The organism is Flavobacterium sp. LMO6 (genome assembly GCF_009495795.1).
Classification (GTDB): domain Bacteria; phylum Bacteroidota; class Bacteroidia; order Flavobacteriales; family Flavobacteriaceae; genus Flavobacterium.
This window is the reverse complement of the sequence record NZ_WIBH01000008.1, coordinates 33,474-48,838: the sequence shown is the minus strand read 5'-3', so window position 1 is coordinate 48,838 and position 15,365 is coordinate 33,474. Positions and strand designations below refer to the sequence as shown.

General features: G+C 32.2%; 14 protein-coding genes. 8 read left to right on the top strand and 6 right to left on the bottom strand.

Features of this window, described 5'->3' with window-relative positions; genetic code table 11:
• Positions 1-2: 2 nt before the first annotated feature.
• The 4 genes from GFJ99_RS09485 to GFJ99_RS09470 all read left to right on the top strand — a co-directional run bounded on the left by GFJ99_RS09485 (position 3) and on the right by GFJ99_RS09470 (position 5,954).
• On the top strand, positions 3-1,538 hold the full coding sequence (locus GFJ99_RS09485; RefSeq protein WP_153208504.1) for a SulP family inorganic anion transporter: 1,536 nt from the start codon (positions 3-5) through the stop codon (positions 1,536-1,538).
• A gap of 312 nt (positions 1,539-1,850) precedes the next feature.
• Positions 1,851-3,131 (top strand): DNA cytosine methyltransferase, encoded by a 1,281-nt coding sequence (locus tag GFJ99_RS09480; protein ID WP_153208503.1) that lies wholly within the window; start codon positions 1,851-1,853, stop codon positions 3,129-3,131.
• Complete coding sequence (locus tag GFJ99_RS09475) at positions 3,115-4,188, top strand: HpaII family restriction endonuclease (RefSeq protein ID WP_153208502.1); 1,074 nt, start codon at positions 3,115-3,117, stop codon at positions 4,186-4,188. Before GFJ99_RS09480 ends, GFJ99_RS09475 begins: the two co-directional genes overlap by 17 nt.
• A gap of 35 nt (positions 4,189-4,223) precedes the next feature.
• Entirely contained in the window at positions 4,224-5,954 is a 1,731-nt protein-coding gene (locus GFJ99_RS09470) for an ATP-dependent endonuclease (RefSeq protein ID WP_162523971.1), read from the top strand.
• Between the two features lie 135 nt (positions 5,955-6,089).
• Here the strand turns inward: GFJ99_RS09470 and GFJ99_RS09465 are convergent, their stop codons facing one another.
• Both GFJ99_RS09465 and GFJ99_RS09460 read right to left on the bottom strand, forming a co-directional pair.
• Entirely contained in the window at positions 6,090-6,728 is a 639-nt protein-coding gene (locus GFJ99_RS09465; protein ID WP_153208500.1) for a class I SAM-dependent methyltransferase, read from the bottom strand.
• Between the two features lie 270 nt (positions 6,729-6,998).
• Positions 6,999-8,396, bottom strand: coding sequence for a DEAD/DEAH box helicase (locus tag GFJ99_RS09460; protein WP_153208499.1), 1,398 nt, complete (start codon positions 8,394-8,396; stop codon positions 6,999-7,001).
• Positions 8,397-8,668: 272 nt separating this feature from the next.
• On the opposite strand from GFJ99_RS09460, the gene GFJ99_RS09455 reads away from it, so the two are divergent.
• On the top strand, positions 8,669-10,393 hold the full coding sequence (locus GFJ99_RS09455) for a hypothetical protein (protein WP_008258532.1): 1,725 nt from the start codon (positions 8,669-8,671) through the stop codon (positions 10,391-10,393).
• A 64-nt stretch (positions 10,394-10,457) separates the two neighbouring features.
• Here GFJ99_RS09455 and GFJ99_RS09450 read toward each other — a convergent pair whose 3' ends face one another.
• Entirely contained in the window at positions 10,458-11,066 is a 609-nt protein-coding gene (locus GFJ99_RS09450) for an NUDIX hydrolase (RefSeq protein WP_153208498.1), read from the bottom strand.
• A 7-nt stretch (positions 11,067-11,073) separates the two neighbouring features.
• Here GFJ99_RS09450 and pyrE point away from each other — a divergent pair, with 7 nt between their 5' ends.
• Both pyrE and GFJ99_RS09440 read left to right on the top strand, forming a co-directional pair.
• Positions 11,074-11,721 (top strand): orotate phosphoribosyltransferase, encoded by a 648-nt coding sequence (gene pyrE / locus GFJ99_RS09445; RefSeq protein ID WP_008258530.1) that lies wholly within the window; start codon positions 11,074-11,076, stop codon positions 11,719-11,721.
• 87 nt (positions 11,722-11,808) lie between these two features.
• Complete coding sequence (locus GFJ99_RS09440) at positions 11,809-12,201, top strand: hypothetical protein (protein ID WP_026725027.1); 393 nt, start codon at positions 11,809-11,811, stop codon at positions 12,199-12,201.
• A 486-nt stretch (positions 12,202-12,687) separates the two neighbouring features.
• On the opposite strand, the gene GFJ99_RS09435 is transcribed toward GFJ99_RS09440, so the two are convergent.
• On the bottom strand, positions 12,688-13,809 hold the full coding sequence (locus GFJ99_RS09435) for a cysteine desulfurase family protein (protein WP_153208497.1): 1,122 nt from the start codon (positions 13,807-13,809) through the stop codon (positions 12,688-12,690).
• Between the two features lie 210 nt (positions 13,810-14,019).
• On the opposite strand from GFJ99_RS09435, the gene GFJ99_RS09430 reads away from it, so the two are divergent.
• A complete protein-coding gene (locus GFJ99_RS09430) occupies positions 14,020-14,526 on the top strand; it encodes a hypothetical protein (RefSeq protein WP_153208496.1) in 507 nt (168 codons plus the stop codon).
• Between the two features lie 96 nt (positions 14,527-14,622).
• Here GFJ99_RS09430 and GFJ99_RS09425 read toward each other — a convergent pair whose 3' ends face one another.
• Positions 14,623-15,183 carry a Smr/MutS family protein gene (locus GFJ99_RS09425; protein WP_153208495.1) on the bottom strand — a complete coding sequence of 187 codons (561 nt, stop codon included), beginning with the start codon at positions 15,181-15,183 and terminating at the stop codon, positions 14,623-14,625.
• Entirely contained in the window at positions 15,167-15,352 is a 186-nt protein-coding gene (locus GFJ99_RS09420) for a hypothetical protein (protein WP_153208494.1), read from the bottom strand. The genes GFJ99_RS09425 and GFJ99_RS09420 overlap by 17 nt, the downstream gene beginning before the upstream one ends.
• Positions 15,353-15,365: the final 13 nt, after the last annotated feature.

Genomic DNA, 15,365 nt, shown 5'->3' with positions numbered 1-15,365 from the left:
ACATGCAAAAAGTACTCAATCTCTTCGATTTTAAACAAAAAGTAGCTTACAAAACCGAAATTTTAGCCGGATTAACCGTTGCTATGACTATGATTCCTGAATCGTTGTCTTTTGCAATTTTAGCCGGTTTTCCTCCTTTAGTAGGTTTGTATGGCGCTTTTATTATGGGCATTATCACCGCAATTTTTGGTGGTCGTCCGGGTTTAATTTCGGGTGGTGCTGGCGCAACGGTTATTGTATTGATTGCTTTAATGAAATCGCACGGACTAGACTATGTCTTTGGTGCTGTGGCAATTGCCGGAATCATTCAAATTATAGTAGGCTTACTTAAATTAGGGAAATTTATTCGATTGGTGCCGCAACCCGTTATGTTTGGTTTTGTCAACGGATTGGCAGTCATTATTTTCATGTCACAATTCGAGCAATTTAAAACCGTTATTGCAGGACAAACCGAATGGTTATCAGGCAATCCTTTAATCACCATGACGGCTTTAGTGGCGTTAACCATTGCTGTCATTCTTATTTTGCCAAAGTTAACCAAAGCTATTCCTGCTTCTTTAGTGGCCATTGTGGTGGTTTTTGCCGTTGTATTGCTCTTTAATATTGATACCAAACAAGTAGTGGATATTGCTAAAATTAGTGGCGACTTCCCTCCTTTTCATATTCCTCAAATTCCGTTTACATTAGAAACGCTAAAAATCATTTTACCTTATGGTTTAATTATGGCGGCTGTTGGTTTAACCGAAGGTTTATTAACGCTTAATTTAGTTGATGAAATTACAGCCACCAAAGGAAACAGTAACCGCGAGTGTTTGGCACAAGGAACAGCAAACATTGCCAACGGTTTCTTCTTTGGGATGGGCGGTTGTCCTATGATTGCACAAACTTTAGTCAATTTATCATCAGGATCAAGAGCGCGTTTGTCTGGAATTGTAGCTGCGATAACCATTTTAATCATCATTCTATACGGAGCGCCTATTATCGAATTGGTTCCAATGGCGGCTTTAACGGGTGTTATGATAATGGTGGCGATTGGTACTTTTGAATGGGCGAGTTTTAAAGCGTTTACCAAAATGCCAAAATCGGATATTTTTGTAATGGTAGTGGTTACGTTAATTACCATTTTATTACACAACTTAGCGTTAGCGGTTTTAATTGGTGTGATTATTTCGGCTTTGGTTTTTGCTTGGGAAAACGCCAAACGCATTCGTGCCCGAAAATATATAGATGATAACGGTGTAAAACATTACGAAATTTTTGGACCTTTATTTTTTGGTTCTACTACTGCTTTTGCAGAAAAGTTTGACGTACAAAACGACCCAGAAGAAGTAATTATTGACTTTGCAGAAAGCAGAATTGCCGACATGAGTGCCATTGATGCGGTAAATAAAATTACCGAACGTTATGCTGTTATTGGTAAAAAAGTACATTTACGACACTTGAGTGCCGATTGTGTTACGCTTTTAAACAATGCCGAAGCCATAATTGATGTAAACATTATGGAAGACCCAACGTATAAAGTAGTGCCTGGAAAATAATAACAAATACATGTAAATAAGAAAGCTAAAAGTTACTCGTAATTTTTAGCTTTTTTTATGCCGTTTACGAAAAACCCTACAATGTTTTTTATATATTTACGATTGAAAATTATAAAAATATTTGTACTTTGAACATATATTTACTAGTTAGCTGAAACCCGTGGAATCTGGAACAATAAAGAAAATTTTCGTGTCATAAAACCCAAAAATAACTTTAAAAGTTGTTGAAAAAATCGTGAAATACTTTTCTGATTTATGATAATTCATAACTCAAAAATTACGAACTTGCGAAAAATAGAATTGAATTATATAATGAAGTTAAAAGAAAAAATAACTATTGACGAATTTGATGGCAAACGCTATCAGGTAAGACTTGTTGAACCAAATGAAAATGGAAAAGCGGTTTTAACTCATTATCTGCACAACATTCATAACGGAGTTTCAAAGTATTATAAAGATGATGCTTTAGAAGTTTTAAATGATTTTGTAACTTACAAACAAGAAGAAGAAAAACTTTCAATCGTTGCTGAAGATGCAATGCAACAACTTCTTTTTGAAGTTGAAAACGTTCCGTTTCCAACTCCAGAAAACTATACTTTCAAATTCATAGATTTATTTGCAGGTATTGGTGGCTTTAGAATTGCTATGCAAAACCTTGGCGGAAAATGTGTTTTCACAAGTGAATGGGACAAAGAAGCTCAAAAAACTTACAAAGTAAACTTCGGAGAAGTTCCATTTGGCGACATAACAAAACAGCAAATTAAAAATTATATTCCAGAAGAATTCGATTTACTTTGTGCAGGCTTTCCTTGTCAAGCATTTTCAATTGCAGGAAAACGTGGTGGTTTCGATGACACAAGAGGAACATTGTTTTTTGATGTGGCAGAAATTATCAAAAAACATAAGCCAAAAGCAATTTTTCTTGAAAACGTAAAAGGTTTACGAAGTCATGATAAAGGAAAAACGTTAGAAACAATTCTAAATGTTTTAAGAAATGATTTAGGTTATTTTGTGCCTGAACCACAAATCATTAATGCCAAAAATTTTGGAGTTCCACAAAATCGAGAAAGAATTTATATCGTTGGCTTCCGCCAAGATTTAAACATTTCGAGTTTTGAATATCCAAAACCTTTAGAAAACAACCCAACTTTTGAAGAAGTAAAAGAAAAAAATGTTCCACCAACAAAATACTATCTTTCAACGCAATATGTTCAAACTTTAGTTAATCACAAAGCAAGACACGAAAACAAAGGAAATGGTTTTGGTTATGCAATAATTCCTGACAATGGAATTGCAAATGCAATTGTTGTTGGCGGAATGGGAAGGGAAAGAAATTTAGTTTTAGACCATCGAATTACTGATTATACACCAACAACTCACATAAAAGGAACTGTAAATCGTGAAGGTATTCGTAAAATGACACCAAGAGAATGGGCAAGATTACAAGGATTTCCTGATAATTTTATAATTCCAGTTGCTGATGCGTCTGCATATAAACAATTCGGCAACTCCGTTGCCGTTCCAGCTATTCAAGCAACTGCAAATAAAATTTTAGAACTAATCGGAATAAAAAAATATGCTATCAGGAAATAAAGGAGAATGGAGTGAGATTTACGCTTTGTTCAAATTACTTGGCGATAAACAATTATTTGCAGGTAATGCAGATTTAAACAAAGTTGAAGAATTATTTTATCCAATAATCAAGATTATTCGTTACGAAAGTGGCGGTAATTTTGAATATGAAATTAATGGAGATTTAGTAATTATTTCAGGTGGAAAAGAACAATTAAGAATTCCTGTGAAAACTTTTACTGAACAATCGGTAAAGTTATTATCAACAATAAAAGCTTCAAATGGAGCATTTAGTATTCCAGAAATTGAAACTTTTATGAACTCAATAAATTGCGGTTCATTAAAAGCCAAATCAACTTCGAAATCTGATATTAAAATCGTTATACACGACCAAAGAATAAATCAAACCGCTGAATTAGGATTTAGTATTAAATCCCAACTTGGAGGACAAGCTACGCTTTTAAACGCAGGAAAAACTACTAATTTCATTTATCAAATTTCAGATTTTCAACCAACAGAAAATCAAATAAAAAACATAAACGAAATTGACACAAAAAGTAAAATTAAAGATAGGATAGAAAACATAAAACAACTAGGTGGAAACATAAATTACGTTTCACTTGAACAAGATGTATTCAAAAATAATTTAGTTTTAATTGATAGTTTGTTGCCAAACATTTTAGCTGAAATTGTAAGAACTTTTTACACATCAAATTTAAGCTCAATCAAAGATTTAACTGAAAATATAAACAAAACAAACCCATTAAATTATGACAATCAATTTGCTCATACATTTTATGAATACAAAATTAAACGCTTTTTAACTGACGTTGCATTAGGAATGACGCCTTCAAAAGTTTGGAATGGAATTTATGATGCAACAGGTGGATATTTAATTGTAAAAGAAAACGGAGATGTTTTGTGTTATCATATTTACAATCGAAATCAGTTTGAAGATTACTTATTTCAAAACACAAAATTAGAAACCGCAAGTAGTTCAAGACACGAATTTGGAAAAATATATAAAGTAAATGGAAAAAGCTACTTTAAACTAAACTTGCAAATCAGATTTAAATAATGGATATAAACAAAGAAATTGAAATTTTAAAAAAAATGAAAGAATCAAATTCTTTTGTTAATTATATTGAGCATATTAGATATCCTTATTTTAGAAATCTAGAAGTTAATACAATGATAACATTTGATTTTCCTATAACATTTTTTGTAGGGAAAAATGGTGGAGGAAAAAGTTCGACATTACAATCACTATATGGTGCTCCCAAAAATTATAGTTTAGGTGAGTATTGGTTTACCACAGAAATTGACCCAATACAAGAGTTTGCAGACAATAGAAATTGCTTTATATATGGTTTCAAATCAAATAACATAATTTGTGAAGTTTTAAAACAAAGAATAAATAGAGAAAAAAATCCAGATTATTGGGAACCTTCACGGCCTGTTAAAAAATACGAAATGGATAGTGAAAAAAGGTATTCACCTATTGAAAAATCTGTTGAATATATTGATTTTAGATCTGAATTAAGTGCTTTTGATAAATTTATGTACTTTCTAAATTTTTCAAAAAATTCTCAAATAAAATCAAAACAAGATTATTTAAGAAAATATTCAAAAAAGTTAAAACAAGCATTCAACACAAATAGCATAATTAAATTTAGAGGCGTTGAAAAAAACAAAAAAGTAATAAAACTTACAGAAGCAGAAATCCAAAAAGTATCATACATACTTGGTAAAAATTATATTTCTATAGACATTCTTGAGCACTCTTTTTTTAAAGAATGGGGATTTTCTGTTAGATTCACATCAAACGAAATCTCATACTCAGAAGCTTTTGCAGGAAGTGGAGAAACCGCAATTATTGTACTAATAAATAAAATATTTAATTGTACAGAAAATTCTTTAATATTACTTGACGAACCAGAAACTTCATTACACTCAGGAGCTCAAATTAGACTTCGCGAATTTTTAATAGAACAATGTAAGAAAAAGAAATTGCAAATTATTATTTCAACTCATTCTCCTATTTTGATTAAAGGAATGCCTGCTAATTCTATAAAAGTTTTTTCTTTAAATAAATTTGGACAATTTCATATTGAAAATGAACGTGATTACAAAGAAGCATTTTATGAATTAGAAATTGAAACAGATATTCAAAAAAAACAAATAATTGTTGAAGACAAACTTGCTAAAATAATTTTAGATAAAATACTAAATAAGTTAGGTAAAGACACGAAAGAGATTTTTAATATCAAATATTTACCTGGCGGTTCAGATTCACTTAAACAAAAAATAACTACTATTATTGAAGTTCATTCTGATACTATAGTGATTTTCGATGGAGATCAAAAACAAGAAAACAGCCATGTAGATATTTCAACACTTGCTCAAAATCAAATTGAATCTTATGAACAATTAAATTCTATTATCGAGAAACAAACAAAGTGCAAAATCAAATTTTCAGTTGATGGAAATAATGAAGGTGGTAATTCATCTCAAAAGAAAATATTAGCAATAAATTATTTGAATTTTTACTTAAAAAATGTTTTTTATTTCCCTCTTAAAATTCCAGAAGATATTATATGGGATAACGAATTCGCTTTAAATAAACTTAATGATTTAAGCAATGAAGATGGTGAAAAGGTACTAGCTGATATCAATGATCAAAGTAAAGATTCTAAAGAGAAATTTTTAAAACTATCTTTAGTAATTTATAATTCAACTGAACAAATTGAATCTTTATATATTGATTTTATAATGTATTGGTTGAAAAAAGAAGATGAAAATTATATCTATTTAAAGGATTTAATAAATAAAGTAAAAAACTAAAACGGGCATCAGTTAACAGCCGTTTTGCGCTATTGCGAGAAAAGTGCAAAATTCATGTTTATCTTTCGTAAGAAATATTATCTTAGAAGAAAATAAGCCGCTACGAAGCTCGCAACTGCCACAAGCAGCAATACGTTAAACCCCTTCAAACACAATCAATTTATCATATACCAAAACCTTCTGAAACGGAAGGTTTTTTTGTATCCAATGCAATGTAGCTTCTTGGTAAATAAACACATGCGTAAAATCGTCTTTGTAATACCAATCTTCAAACGGTTTTTGGTTTTTAAAAAGTTCGGTTTTGCAATACAATTTACCGTTTGGCAACAGCATTTTATGTAATAATTGAAGTTCTAGTAACGGTTGTTTAAAATGCTCCATTACTTCGCAACACGAAATGTAGTTGTACTTTTGGGTTAACAATTCGGGTTTGTTTTCAAAATACAAATCGTAGTTTTCCATTTGAAACCCTTGGTCACGAAGCATTTTAGAAACCACTGGTCCGGTTCCAGAACCAAAGTCCAAACCTGTATCTTTTGGAGTAAAATTGTGTAAAACAGCGTTCACAATAGGCGAAACAAAGTGTTGGTAGCGTGCATCGTTGACATCGTTATTGTGCAACTCGTAATGCGCTTTCTCGTCTTCTGAAGTTAAAAAAGTAAATGCCGGTCGAAAAATGCCTTCACAAACGTTGCATTTATAAAACAAATGCTTAGGTTTTTCGCAAAAAACCGTTGCAGTGGAATTACAAAGTGGGCAGGTTGTAGAAGTCATTTTTATAAATTTATAATCACATTTTATTTTTCATAAAAATTTGATAAAAGATTACCATTAGTGGAATCCAAACAAGGAAAGGAATTAATATTCCCTTTATTTTATATTTCAAATTGTCTTTTGAAAACCAAATATGATACAATCCTGGTACTATAAATAGTAAACTAATAATATAAAACCAAGGATTTATGAGAATAAACAAACCAATAGAAAACAGTATTACGCCCTTTTTTAAAGTTCCATTCATCTCTTTTTAATTAAAATAAAGCACTATTTTCTATTATTCTCTTTACGTGACGTAAATTTTGGATGATTTTCTTCCTCCTCCTCCTCTTTCTTAATCACCTTTCTTGCTACTTCAATTTTATACTTCTTCCCTTTCATTTTCTCCTCTTTAATGTTTTGCAATAAAGATTTTACTTTTGGATATTTCACGGCTACAAACGAAATAAAGTCTTTAACTTCGATCAATCCTAAATCGTCTTTTTCTAGTTTTCCTTTTTGCGAAAAGAAACCTACAATGTCAATTTTATTCAATTTGTTTTTCTTTCCTCCACTAATGTATAGCGTTTGATACAAAGGCGCTTTTGGCAATGATTTAGCTGCCGAAACATCTAATCTACGTTTGCCATAATCAAAATAATCAGCTTTCTTTTCGGTTTCATGAATCACAACATAAGCCATTCCGGTAGCCAACATACGAGCTGTTCTTCCATTTCTGTGGGTGAATTCGTCTTCTTTTGCAGGTAAATGGTAATGAATTACGTGGTTCATTTCTGGAATATCCAAACCACGCGCACCTAAATCGGTTGTAATTAAATACGAAACACTTCCATTTCGAAACTGAATCAACGCTCGTTCGCGTTCGTCCTGATCTAATCCACCGTGATAAAAAGTAGAAATAATACCTTTTTCGGTTAACATATCATGAATGCGCTCTACTGCTTCTCTGTGATTACAAAAGATAATTGCGGCTTCAGAATTTAACGAACAAATTAATTGAAATAACGATTCTATTTTGTCTTTCGATTTCGAAAACACAATACGAACATCTAAATTATCGTTTTGTTTGGTATTCGGAATAAAATCCAACACCTTAGGATTTACAACTTGCGTATATTTTGGAATTTCAACGCCCGAAGTCGCCGAAACTAAAATACGTTTGTTCACTTTGGTAATTTTTCCAATAATGTATTTCATTTCTTCATGAAATCCCAATTGCAAAGATTTGTCAAACTCATCTAAAACATAAGTTTTAACGTTTTCAGTAGCAAAACTATTGCGTTCTATATGATCGGCAATTCTACCCGGAGTTCCAATTAACAAAGCTGGCGGATTGCTTAAATTTTTGAATTCGGTTTCTATCGAGTGACCTCCATAACATGTATTCACCTTGAAATGCGTTCCCATTTTTTTCCAAACTTGTTCAATTTGCAAGCCTAACTCACGAGATGGCACTAAAATTAAACATTGAACACCTTTTACCTCTTCTTCCATCATTTGGAAAATGGGCAATAAAAAAGCCAACGTTTTTCCAGAACCTGTTGGAGAAAGTAATAAAATATTGTTTTCTTTTAAGATAGCGCTTTCGGCTGCTACTTGCATTTTGTTTAAACTTTGAATACCAAGATTCAATAGTACATTGTTGGAATATGGATTTTGACTCATGTAGCAAAGATAAAGCCAATTATTTAAAAAAATATTCAATTGCCACAGATTACACAGATTTACACGGATTATTTCTAAAATACAACCTCAAATCCTTTTAATCCATTAATCTAAGGTTAAAAATTCTCAATATAAACGCCACGGATTACACAGATTTACACGGATTATTTTTAAAAAACAATATTTAATCCTTTTAATCCTTTAATCTGTGGCTAAAAATAATTATACCTCAAAAAGATTCTTTATTTTTGAAAATCAAATTCAATTCTGCTATGCGTTTTTTACAACTAAGTTTGCTTTTCTTTTCGATTTCCGTGTTTTCACAAAACAATTTCACCACGCCTTTTGAACGTGGAAATGGCAATCAATCTACAACATATGAAGAATGTATTGCGTTTTATGAAAAATTAGACGAAAGTTTTACCAACATACAAATGATCCAAAAAGGCATCACCGATAGCGGAAAACCATTGTTTTTAGTGCTTTTTTCGAGTGAAGGCAAATTTGATTTTGACGAATATTTTACTAAAAATAAAGCTGTAATTTTAATCAACAACGGTATTCACGCGGGTGAACCTGACGGAATTGACGCAACGATGATGTTAATGCGTGATTTAGCTATGGGAAAAATTAAAACGGCTAAAAATACATTTATTGCAGCTATTCCGGTGTATAGTGTTGGCGGTATGTTGAATCGGAATTCACATTCTAGAGCCAATCAAAACGGTCCGGAAGAATATGGTTTTAGAGGAAACGGCAGGAATTTTGATTTGAATCGCGACTTCATTAAATCGGACACTAAAAATTCGAGAAGTTTTCAAAAGTTGTTTACCGAGTTAAATCCGGATATTTTCTTAGACAATCACGTTTCTAATGGTGCGGATTATCAATATACGTTTACATGCATTGCCACCCAACATGAACGTTTGGGAAACAAATTAGGGAATTATTTTATCAACGAATTATATCCTTCGGTGGTAAAAGACATGAACAAAAAGAAAATCGATGTGGTTCCGTATGTAAACATTCATGGCGATATGCCTGATAAAGGTTTTGATCAATTTACCGATACTCCAAGATATGCGACAGGTTATTCCACATTGTTTCACACTTTAGGATTTGTTCCCGAAACACACATGTTGAAAGTCTACAAAGAACGAGTGAAAGTTACTTACGAATTTATGGTCAGCACGATGAATTTCGCTGATACGAATTGGCAAAAAATCAAGCAAATGCGAAAAGACGCATTAAACGAATATCAAGCTGGAATGCAATATCCATTAGATTGGGCAATTGACTCTACAAAAGTTTCTTATATTGATTTTAAAGGCTATCAAGGCGGATACAAACCAAGTGCTATTTCAGGAAAAGACCGATTGTTTTACGATAAAAGCAAACCGTTTACCAAGAAAATCCCATTTTATGGGAATTATAAACCTACGAAATTCGTAAACATACCGAAAGCGTATGTTATTCCGCAATCGCAATGGCAAGTTTTGGATATTTTGAAATTAAACAATATCAATGCACATCGCATCCAAAAAGATACTATTATTGAAGTAGAATCGTATAAAATTGAAAGTTATCAAACCTCAAAATCACCTTACGAAGGACATTACGGACATTACAATACGAAAGTGTCTAAATCGACTCAAAAAGTGAAGTTTTTCATGGGCGATTATGTGTTTTACACGAATCAACCAAGTGTGAAATATTTAGTTGAAACCTTAGAACCAGAAGCGGTGGACAGTTATTTCAATTGGAACTTCTTCGATCCTATTTTGCAACAAAAAGAATATTTTTCGAGTTATGTTTTTGAAGATTTAGCCAAAGAATTCTTAGATAAAAATCCAAAAATCAAAGCCGAATTAGAACAAAAGAAACAAAACGACAAAGCTTTCGCTGAAAACGGAGCTGCACAATTGGATTGGGTTTACAAACAATCGCCTTACTATGAAAAAGCGCATTTGCAGTATCCAGTTTATAGAGTGAATTAGACAATGTGTCAATTAGTCAATGTGTCAATTAGTCTAAATGAGAAATTGGCACATTGGCTTATTATCACATTGACACATTAGATTGCTCCTCTTCAAACAACAGCTTAATATTCTCGTACGAGTTTTCTAATAAAGTGGGAAAATCTTTTGGATGAATCCATTCTACACGCTCTATTCCTTCTTCGGCTTGACCTTCTGTGATTCCCTCAAAATTAGTTTGCATTTCAAACCATTGGGTAATTTTAAGCTTGTAACGACCATTACGTTTGAAAATGTGATACGTTTTTTGAAGTTTTTCTTTAATCGATAATCCATTTACACCGGTTTCTTCTTCCACTTCGCGCATAGCGGTTTCTTCAATGGTTTCGTTTTTTTCGGTGCCGCCTTTAGGTAAATCCCATTTGCCGTTTCTAAAAATAAAAAGCACCTCGCCTTTGGCATTATAAACTAGTCCACCACCCGCTTTTTCAACAGGTAATTTCGCACGAAGCGTTTTCATGATTAACTTTTCATCAGGATGATATAGAAACGCTTTCTGAATTTTATTTTGAAAAATTTTTACAATTAACTTCTTGATATCAACACTTTCTAATAAAAAAAGTTTGAAATCAGTTTCTTTTTGAACCTGATTTGTTAAAAAAAGTGGCTTATCGTTCACAAAAACTTTATACATTTGCAATATGATTTTTAATAACAATACAGCACAACAAACAGCCGAATTGCTTTTACAAATAAACGCAATTAAATTAAATTCTAAAAATCCTTTTACATGGGCTTCAGGCTGGAAGTCTCCGATTTATTGTGACAACCGCATAATCCTTTCATTTCCAGCGGTTAGAAATTACATTCGTGATGAATTTGCCAAACATATTGAAGAAAAATTTGGTAAACCCGATGTAATTGCTGGTGTTGCCACTGGCGCTATTGGAATCGGAATTTTAGTAGCTGAAGCTATGGGATTGCCATTTGTTTATGTTCGTCCAGAACCAAAAAAACACGGAAGACAAAACCAAGTGGAAGGTTTCTTGCAAAAAGGACAAAATGTAGTTGTCGTAGAAGATTTAATTTCAACAGGCGGAAGTAGTTTGTTAGCAGTTGAAGCTTTACGTAACGAAGGCGCTAACATTAAAGGAATGGCAGCGATTTTTACTTATGGTTTTCCTGTTTCAAAAGAGCGTTTTGAAGCGGCTAATTTGGATGTTTTCACTTTAAGTAATTATGAAAACTTATTGCAAAAAGCAGTAGACAAGCAGTATGTTTCTGAAAACGAATTGGAAACGTTGAGTGCATGGAACGCTAATCCTGCAGAGTGGAACATAGAAGTTTAGTTGGGAGTTGGAAGTAAAAACTAACTTTTAAACTTGTTATTATAACCTTTTAAACCCTTAACCTTATAAACTTTTAAACAAAAAAATATGAACTTAGAAAGTCCAAAAGTAAACGTAGCAAAATCGGCTGAATATTTATTCAACGCTTTGAACGACGTAAAGAATTTTGAAAAATTAATGCCTGAAAATATCGCGAAATTTGAAGTAATTGACGAGAATTGCTTTGAATTCGGATTAAAAGGAATGCCAGAAATTAAATTGGTAAAAAAAGGAGGAACTCCAAATTCACAAATCGTTTTAGGAGCTGCTTCAAGTAAATTACCTTTTACTTTAACTGGAAACTTAAACGCAATTGATGCTGATAATACAGAAGTTCAATTAGCTTTTGAAGGTGATTTCAACCCAATGATGGCAATGATGATCAAAGGACCTATCACAAAATTTATTGAGACATTGGCTCAGAATATGGGGAAATTGTAGTTTCCTGAGTAATTTATTGAACACGAATTGCATTATTTAATTGATGTAATTCGTGTTTTTTTTTTGTTTTAAATCGAAATTCCACAGGCGTCATTTCGAGTGTTTTGTGTTTGTAAAGCCAAAGATTTACAAACACAAAATGTATCGAGAACTACAGAAGGTAAATTCGTTGCTACAGTTCTCGATACAATTTTTAAAAGCAAAAATTAGCATTTTCCTTTTAAAAATCACTCGAAGTGACGGTAGTAGTTACTATTGCTTTATTAGTAATTGAGTTAAAAAGAAAGGCATTAAAAAAAGTGAAATAAAAACGAAATTCCACCAACGTCATTTCGAGTGTTTTGTGTTTGTAAAGCCAAAGATTTACAAACACAAAATGTATCGAGAACTAAAGAAGGAAAAATCGTTGCTATAGTTCTCGATACAATTTTTAAAAGCAAAAATTAGCATTTTCCTTTTAAAAATCACTCGAAGTGACGGTAAAAGTTATGCTTGTTTTAACGCTTCAACCAGCAAATCAATATCTTCTTTCGTATTAAAATGACTGAATGAAATGCGTAAACTTGGTTTTTTAGCTTCTTCTGGTGATAAAAATTCAGCTAAAACGTGCGATGGTTTGATGCTTCCGCTTTGACAAGCACTTCCGCGTGAAACAGCAATTCCTTTCATATCTAACGTAAATAACAACATGGAAGTCTTTTCTTCCGATAAAGGCAATTGGACATTCAAAAGGTTATAAAACGTATTTTCTCCATTGATTTTAACTTCTGGAAATACTTTTTTTAATTCTGAAAAGCAGTATTTTTTTAAATCGGAAATGTAATTGGTATCGTTTTCTAAATTCACGCAAGCTAATTCTAACGCTTTCGCTATACCCACAATCTGATGCACGGCTTCGGTTCCGGCACGCATGCCTTTTTCTTGTTCGCCACCAAAAATCATCGGTTGTAACATCGAATTCTTTTTCAAATATGCAAACCCAATTCCTTTTGGACCGTGAAATTTGTGTGCTGAAGCCACTAAAAAATCGATTCCCAATTCTTGAACATCTAATTGTATTTTTCCAATAGATTGCACCGTATCGCAATGAAAAAGTGCTTTTGCATACTTGCACAAGTCAGAAACGCGTTTGATATCTAAAATGGTTCCTATTTCGTTATTAACGTGTATTAAGGATACTAATGTTGGAACATCTGAATGTAAATTAGCCGCTAAATCTTGATAATCGATATTTCCATTTGGTAAAATGGTGATATATTCGACTTGAATTCCGAATTCCTTTGCTAAATGTTCAACCGTATGTAATGTAGCGTGATGTTCGATTTTAGTGGTAATAATGCGCTTAATTCCCAAATCTTTTACTGCACTGGTCAAAATCCAATTGGTCGCTTCGGTAGCACTTGACGTGAAAATAATCTCAGAAGCTTGTGCATTTAGTAATTTTGCAATTGATTTTCGAGACGATTCTAACAACGTTTTAGCACTTCGACCAAAACTGTGCGTTGATGAAGGGTTTCCGAAATCATTTTGAAGCACATCCATCATTACTGAAATTACTTCAGGATGAAGAGCAGTGGTTGCCGCGTTGTCTAAATACACTTTTTTCATTTGAGGCTTTTATTTTTTTTATTGGTCAACTGGAATTCGCACATCAAAATTGGTAAAAAAATCAAAAATGGTAAGTGCTCATTTTATATCGCAAAGATACAAATCATTTTATTTTGGAAATCTTAAATTCTAATCGATGTATAAATTAACAAACTTTAGTAAATTAATAAATTAAAACCTTTATTTTTGTTGCATAAATTCGATGAATAAATGAAAAAACTTTTTGTTTTAGTAGCTTCAGCTTTTATGCTACAAGCCTGTGATGATGGCGATATTACGCTAGAATCTTTCAATTTTGATACTGTAACTATTCAAGAATGCACGGATAATAATTTGATTTTTAAAATTAATCAAGAAGAGATGCTGTTAATCAATATTCCTGAAACTAGTTTTGCAAACGTTGAAACTGCTGATGGAAGTCCTAGAATCGTTAACGTAAGTTCAACCAACCAAATTATTTACAGGATTTATTCAGGCACTGTTGCTTCAACAAGTATTTGTAGTTTAATTCCTCCCGCTACTCCAATTGTTAATCAGGAATGGAATGCAACTGGAGGAACGATCGAAATTATTACAGATGCACTTTATGCCGCAGATGGTATTACAATTACAGGTTACACTCATAACATTAAATTTGTTAACGTAAACTTCTCTGGACCTTCAAATTCTTTTAGTTTTACAGAGTACACTTTTGGAAATCACGAGACCGATTTGTAAAAAAAATATTTTAAAAACGAAAGGACTATTCAAACTTGAGTAGTCCTTTTTTTTATTACTAGAAGTGAAATTCAAGTGAAATTACTAAGCGAAAATTTACTTCACATTTTGCTTAATATAAACTTCTGTTGCTCCCAAACCATATTTTTGATAGTTCGCATCTTGGAACGAAATGGTATCATATCGACCCAACATAAAATCCAATTCGGCTTTCAAAACACCTTCACCAACACCATGAATAAACACCACTTTAGGCATCCGATTTTTGATAGCAAAATCGAGTTGTCTTTTTGCAGTTTCCATCTGTAAAGTTAAAATATCATAGTTGCTCATTCCTCGTTTTGAAGGTACTAATTTTTCAATATGCAAGTCAACTTCTAAGACAAACTCATCCTTACGAGAACGCTTTTCTTTGACAAAACTTCGCTTTTTTGGCTCTTCTTTATCTTTTAAAACAGAACCTAAACTTTGACTTGAAAAAAAACCACTTAACTCATTGGAATTGTTTATTTTAACCAATTCGTTGACAAAAAATGTCATCACGAAATTATCAGTAGTTTCCACCGAAATTTCATTATTTTCAACCTTTATTACTACTCCTGAAATATCGTCATCTAAAACCGCGACCTTATCTCCTACTTCAAATTTCTGTGTCATTTTCTTCTTCGTTTTTAGAGGGTATTTTTTTCATTAAACGGAATAATCCAAACATAAAAACTGCCATTGCTCCTATCATAATAAATCGATTTGGAGCTGCTTTTGATTGTTCAATCATGGCAAAAATTCCGACTGCTGCAAACATCAAAATGTATAAAAATTGCTTCATATTCTTCTTTCTT

Bases quoted from the DNA above. Each gene is read 5' to 3' on its own strand.
- GFJ99_RS09485 (WP_153208504.1), top strand. From the start codon at position 3: ATGCAAAAAGTACTCAATCTCTTCGATTTTAAACAAAAAGTAGCTTAC.
- GFJ99_RS09480 (WP_153208503.1), top strand. From the start codon at position 1,851: ATGAAGTTAAAAGAAAAAATAACTATTGACGAATTTGATGGCAAACGC.
- GFJ99_RS09475 (WP_153208502.1), top strand. From the start codon at position 3,115: ATGCTATCAGGAAATAAAGGAGAATGGAGTGAGATTTACGCTTTGTTC.
- GFJ99_RS09470 (WP_162523971.1), top strand. From the start codon at position 4,224: ATGAAAGAATCAAATTCTTTTGTTAATTATATTGAGCATATTAGATAT.
- GFJ99_RS09465 (WP_153208500.1), bottom strand. From the start codon at position 6,728: ATGACTTCTACAACCTGCCCACTTTGTAATTCCACTGCAACGGTTTTT.
- GFJ99_RS09460 (WP_153208499.1), bottom strand. From the start codon at position 8,396: ATGAGTCAAAATCCATATTCCAACAATGTACTATTGAATCTTGGTATT.
- GFJ99_RS09455 (WP_008258532.1), top strand. From the start codon at position 8,669: ATGCGTTTTTTACAACTAAGTTTGCTTTTCTTTTCGATTTCCGTGTTT.
- GFJ99_RS09450 (WP_153208498.1), bottom strand. From the start codon at position 11,066: ATGTATAAAGTTTTTGTGAACGATAAGCCACTTTTTTTAACAAATCAG.
- pyrE (WP_008258530.1), top strand. From the start codon at position 11,074: ATGATTTTTAATAACAATACAGCACAACAAACAGCCGAATTGCTTTTA.
- GFJ99_RS09440 (WP_026725027.1), top strand. From the start codon at position 11,809: ATGAACTTAGAAAGTCCAAAAGTAAACGTAGCAAAATCGGCTGAATAT.
- GFJ99_RS09435 (WP_153208497.1), bottom strand. From the start codon at position 13,809: ATGAAAAAAGTGTATTTAGACAACGCGGCAACCACTGCTCTTCATCCT.
- GFJ99_RS09430 (WP_153208496.1), top strand. From the start codon at position 14,020: ATGAAAAAACTTTTTGTTTTAGTAGCTTCAGCTTTTATGCTACAAGCC.
- GFJ99_RS09425 (WP_153208495.1), bottom strand. From the start codon at position 15,183: ATGACACAGAAATTTGAAGTAGGAGATAAGGTCGCGGTTTTAGATGAC.
- GFJ99_RS09420 (WP_153208494.1), bottom strand. From the start codon at position 15,352: ATGAAGCAATTTTTATACATTTTGATGTTTGCAGCAGTCGGAATTTTT.